Source organism: Microbacterium sp. UBA3394 (assembly GCF_002358725.1).
GTDB classification, from domain to species: Bacteria; Actinomycetota; Actinomycetes; order Actinomycetales; family Microbacteriaceae; genus Microbacterium; species Microbacterium luteum.
In genome coordinates this window covers 1-5,084 of sequence record NZ_DEPK01000039.1, presented here as the reverse complement: position 1 = coordinate 5,084, position 5,084 = coordinate 1, and the positions used below count along the sequence as shown (strand labels likewise).

Annotated in this window: 6 protein-coding genes; 4 read left to right on the top strand and 2 right to left on the bottom strand. The window is 68.1% G+C overall.

Annotated features, from left to right (window positions below):
• The 4 genes from B4E30_RS02185 to B4E30_RS02170 all read left to right on the top strand — a co-directional run.
• The coding region (locus B4E30_RS02185) for an ATP-binding cassette domain-containing protein (RefSeq protein ID WP_286793288.1) at positions 1-326 on the top strand (326 nt) is incomplete at its 5' end.
• Positions 327-409: 83 nt separating this feature from the next.
• A complete protein-coding gene (locus tag B4E30_RS02180; RefSeq protein ID WP_286793287.1) occupies positions 410-1,873 on the top strand; it encodes a protein adenylyltransferase SelO in 1,464 nt (487 codons plus the stop codon).
• A gap of 372 nt (positions 1,874-2,245) precedes the next feature.
• Positions 2,246-2,458: a helix-turn-helix transcriptional regulator gene (locus B4E30_RS02175; protein ID WP_194384698.1), complete on the top strand. Its 213-nt coding sequence runs from the start codon at positions 2,246-2,248 to the stop codon at positions 2,456-2,458.
• Positions 2,455-3,843: a type II toxin-antitoxin system HipA family toxin gene (locus tag B4E30_RS02170; RefSeq protein WP_286793286.1), complete on the top strand. Its 1,389-nt coding sequence runs from the start codon at positions 2,455-2,457 to the stop codon at positions 3,841-3,843. The genes B4E30_RS02175 and B4E30_RS02170 overlap by 4 nt, the downstream gene beginning before the upstream one ends.
• A gap of 159 nt (positions 3,844-4,002) precedes the next feature.
• On the opposite strand, the gene B4E30_RS02165 is transcribed toward B4E30_RS02170, so the two are convergent.
• Together B4E30_RS02165 and B4E30_RS02160 are read right to left on the bottom strand one after the other, a co-directional pair.
• A complete protein-coding gene (locus tag B4E30_RS02165; RefSeq protein ID WP_286793285.1) occupies positions 4,003-4,491 on the bottom strand; it encodes a YajQ family cyclic di-GMP-binding protein in 489 nt (162 codons plus the stop codon).
• 71 nt (positions 4,492-4,562) lie between these two features.
• Positions 4,563-4,883: a hypothetical protein gene (locus B4E30_RS02160; protein ID WP_286793284.1), complete on the bottom strand. Its 321-nt coding sequence runs from the start codon at positions 4,881-4,883 to the stop codon at positions 4,563-4,565.
• Positions 4,884-5,084: the final 201 nt, after the last annotated feature.

Below are 5,084 nucleotides of genomic sequence, written 5' to 3'. Positions count from 1 at the left end.
AGCGCCGCGCGGCGAAGGGGGCTGTCGCCGATGCGCTCGATCGGGTGGGGATGGCCGCGTTCGCGACCCGATCGCTCGCGAGCCTCTCGGGTGGTCAGCGTCAGCGCGTCTTCCTTGCGCAGGGCATCGTGCGCCGGCCCGATGTGATTCTCCTCGACGAGCCCGCCGCGGGGTTGGACGGTGACAGTGTCGCCCGCACGCAGCGGATCCTCGCCGAAGAGGCCGCCCGCGGTGCGGCGGTCGTCTGCGTGACGCACGATGACGACGCGATCGCCCACGCGGACCGCGTCATCAGGCTGGACGGTGGTGTCGTCGTCAGGCAGTGACTGGGGAGGAGCGTTGCCTGTGGCGCCTGACCTTCGCCGATCCGCCAGGCCTCGGCGTCCCACTCCCGACGTAGCCTGGGACCATGACCGTCGCGTCGGAGACCGTCGTTGAACTCAGCTCGCGCTTCGCCCGAGCCTTCCCGGAGTTGGCGGTGCCGTGGCACGCGGCGGAGTTCCCCGACGCCCAGTTGCTCGTGCTCAACGAGCCGCTCGCGGTCGAACTGGGCCTCGACCCCACGGCGTTGCGCGCCGGCAACGGTGTCGGCCTCCTCACGGGCAATCGGCTCCCCGCATCCGCAATGCCTGTCGCGCAGGCCTACGCGGGGCACCAGTTCGGCGGCTATTCGCCCGTGCTCGGCGACGGCCGCGCGTTGCTGCTCGGCGAGCTCGCCACACCGGACGGGCGTCTGCGCGACCTGCATCTGAAGGGATCGGGACGCACCCCGTTCGCGCGAGGGGGCGACGGACTGGCCGCCATCGGACCGATGCTGCGAGAGTTCCTCATCAGCGAGGCCATGCACGCGCTCGGGGTCCCGACTACCCGCGCCCTCGCGGTCACGGCGGCAGGCGTTCCCGTGCAGCGCGAGACCGTTCTTCCCGGGGCTGTGCTCGCCCGCGTCGCGGCAAGCCACCTGCGGGTGGGGACCTTCCAATACGCCGCCGCCGCCGGCGGCGGCGATCTGGTTCGCCGACTGGTGGCCGCGGCGCTCGAGCGCCACTATCCCCACCTCGCCGACGCCGACAACCCATCGCTGTCGCTTCTCGAGGCGGTGGTCGACGCGCAGGCGTCCCTCATCGCCCGGTGGGTACTGGTCGGGTTCGTGCACGGCGTGATGAACACCGACAACATGACGATCTCGGGTGAGACGATCGACTACGGGCCGTGCGCTTTCATGGAGGCCTTCGATCCGGCGACTGTCTACAGCTCGATCGACCTCCAGGGCCGCTACGCGTTCGGGCGCCAGTCGCGCATCGGCGAGTGGAACCTCGCGCGTTTCGCCGAGGCGCTACTGCCGACGATCGACGCCGACACCGACCGTGCCATCGAGCTCGCCCAGAACGCGCTCAGCCGATACGCGGACGCGTTCAACGCCGAATGGTCGGAGGGAATGCGAGTCAAGCTCGGCATCCCGGCCGATGCCGACGAAGCCGTCTCGACGGCCCTGTCGACCGATCTGGTCAGTCTGCTGCAGGTCGGGCGCGTCGACTACACGGGGTTCTTCCGCCGGCTCGCGGAGGCCGCGCGGGGCGAAGCGGGGCCGGCGCAAGAGCTGTTCGCGGACCCCGAGCCGTTCAACCTCTGGGCACAGCGGTGGCTGGCCCTCGGCCCGGATGCTGCGGCGATGGATGCCCGGAACCCGGTGTACATCCCGCGCAATCACCTGGTGGAAGAGGCGCTGGATGCGGCCACAGCCGGTGACCTCGAGCCGTTCGAGCACCTGCTGGCCGTGGTCCGCTCACCCTTCGTCGAGCGAGAGGGGTGGGAGCGTTTCGCGCAGCCGGCGCCGGACAGCTTCGGGCCCTACCGGACCTTCTGCGGCACCTGAGCGCATCCGTCGCGACGCGACCGCATCGGCTGCGCAGCGCCTCGGCGGTGGTTGACGAAACGAGTCGGGGGGTTTGAGGGTGGTTGAAGAAAGGTGAGAGCCGCGGAATTCCGCGCATTTTCGATCGGCACTGATGGGTGCGACACGCCGCGCGGTGTAACGGGACCTGCGAGGGAGCCAGTTCACGAACTTCTCGCCGTCCGAGATGTTCGAGGGGTGTGTCCGAACAGGTCTTCCCCTGGCTGCGCCGGCGACGCCGGGGTTGATGGCGCAGATCGGGGGAGCGATGTCAGACTTGACGGACATCGCGTGAAGTGTCAGACTTCACGGACATTCGCTCGGTTGTCAGACCTGACGGACAGAGGTGACTCGATGCTCGTAGTGACGCCTGCCGACCTCGGCAACATCGTCCGCGACCGTCGGCGCGATCGGGGCATGTCCCAGGGTGCCCTGGCCGAGGCCGTGGGCATGAGTCGACAGTGGGTCGTGCGCTTCGAGAACGGCAACGCTGCGACCGCCACGGTCGATCACCTCCTCCGGCTCGCCGAGGCGCTCGACCTCGACGTGGAAGTCGCCGCGCCATGAGTGACCGCCTCACCGCCTACCTGCGCGGAGATCGCGTCGGCTGGTTCACCGGCGTCGGGGGAGCGGTCCAGTTTGAATTCGACGATGAGTGGCGCCAGGGGGCTCGCCGCATGGAGCTGTCACTCTCCCTGCCGAAGTCGCGCCGCACCCACGGGGGCGACGCGCCCATCACCTTCCTCTGGAACCTGCTCCCCGACAACGCCACGGTTCTCGAGCGGTGGGGCGCGCGGTTCTCGGTCAGCCCGCGCAATCCGATGGCGCTCCTCGCCCATGTCGGACTCGACACCGCCGGTGCCGTCCAGCTAGCTGAATCCGATGCGCCTATCCTCGAGGGCCCTGAAGCCCTCGAGCCGATCGAGGTCGCCGAGATCGCCGCCCACCTCCGCGAACTGCGCAGCGACCCCGAAGCGTGGTTCCTTCCCGGCCATGTCGGCGGCTACTTCTCGCTCGCCGGCGCGCAGTCCAAGTTCGCCCTCGCTGCGAGAGATGCCGGATGGGCGGTGCCCACCGGCCGCGCCGCCTCCACGCACATCCTCAAGCCCGGCATCCGAGGACTCCAGCACAGCGACCTCAACGAACACCTCTCCCTCGCGGCCGCGTCACTGCTGGGGTTGCGTGCTGCGGCCAGCCGGATCGAGCGCTTCGAGGACGAAACCGCGATCGTCGTTGAACGCTACGACCGGCTGCTCCACGGTGTGGACGTCGAGCGTCTGCACCAGGAGGATCTCGCCCAGGCGACGGCGACTCACCCCGCCAGCAAGTACCAGAACGAGGGTGGCCCCGGCATCCGCGACATCGTCGACGTCATCCGCGAGACGCGGGGCCGGGACGTCGACGACAGCGTGCGCACATTCCTCGAGGCGACGATCTTCAACTGGGCGATCCTCGGCACCGACGCGCACGCCAAGAACTACTCGATCCTCCATGACGGCCGCCGAGGCCCTGGCCTTGCCCCGCTTTACGACGTCGCCACCGCGCTGCCCTACGACGACCTGAACACGCGTCGCGCGCGACTTTCGATGTCGTTCGGGCGCCACTACCGCGTCGCCGAGATCGAACCCCGGCACATCGCCCAGGAGGCGATCGACGCCGGCCTCGACGCAGACTGGGCGATCGCGACCGCGAAGCGCATCGTGGGCGGAGTCGCCGACGCGTATGCGGACGCTGCGAGCGCGGCGCCGCTCGCGGAGGCCGACGCCGCGTTCGCCGCGAGGATCACCGGCCGCGTGCGCGAGCGCGCCGAGCAGCTGACGCGCGAGCTCGACCGTCCGCTTCGGATCACCGCGACGCAACGCCCTGACGGAGACGCCGCGCAGCCCCGCAATCGCGACATCGGAGGGCCCGGCAACCCCGGATCGTTCGCATCCCCCTCTGCAGCAAAGTGAGCCGTTGGGCTGACCCAGCCCGCAGTGAGTCCGCAGAACCTCAAACCCCCGAAAACCGCGAAATTACGCGGCAGAAAGGGGCATCCGCGAACCCGATCTGCGGACTTCTGCGGACTCCCTGCGGACCGAAAGCAGAAAATCCCTGATCAGATGCCTGTGCTACCGGTAGTTGACGAACTGCAGATCGACGTCGAGGTCGGCGGCCTTGAGCAGGCGCTGCACCTCCTGCAGGTCGTCGCGGCTCTTCGACTGCACGCGCAGCTCGTCGCCCTGGATCTGCGACTTGACCGACTTCGGCCCCTCGTCGCGGATGATCTTGCCGATCTTCTTCGCGTTCTCCTGAGAGATGCCTTCCTTGAGCGTGGAGACGATGCGGAACTCCTTGCCACTGGCCTGCGGCTCGCCGCTGTCGAGGCTCTTCAGCGAGATGCCGCGCTTGATGAGCTTGGTCTGGAAGACGTCGAGGGCCGCCGTCGCACGCTCCTCGCTGTTGGCCTTGATCAGCACGGCCTCGCCGCTCCATTCGATCGAGACGCCGGTGCCCTTGAAGTCGTAGCGCTGCTCGAGTTCCTTGCGGGCCTGATTGAGCGCGTTGTCGGCTTCCTGGCGATCGATCTTGGAGACGATGTCAAAACTGGAGTCTGCCATCCCCCAAATCTACTCCTCCGAGGTGACCCATCATGGGTCTCCCAGTGATGTGAAGCGAGGGTGTGGAGGGATCAATCGTGGGTGTAGACGTTCTCCGAGATTTGGGTCGCCCCGTCCGGGGCTGGCGCGCCGTCGGGGAGCACGGTGAAGTGTCCGGCGAGTCCGCCGACTTCGATCGGACTGCCCTCAGAAGCGCAGCCCATCACCCAGGCCGCTTCATCCTCATAGGCAAGCAAACAGACCCCGGAGCCCTCGTTGCTGCCCATCAGCCACAACGAACTGTCGTCGTGCTTTCCGACGAATCGCGCTGATTCGAGGTCAGCTTCTTCGCCCGCGTACGCCGGCAGCTGCTCGGGCACCTTGTCTTCAGGTCGCGCGTCTTGATCGAGCACGGAATATGAGGGCCCCGACACGGTGCAGCCGGTCAAGGCAAGCGCGGAAGACGCTACCGCGACGGCGATCGAGCGCCGAAGCCTCTCTCGTGCATATCGTGCCGGTCTGGACAATGCCATTTCGCGAGTCTAGATCGCAGGTCCCATCACGGCGCTTTTCCCCGCGCGACCCCTCCCACGGTCAAGTCCCGTGGCGTGGTG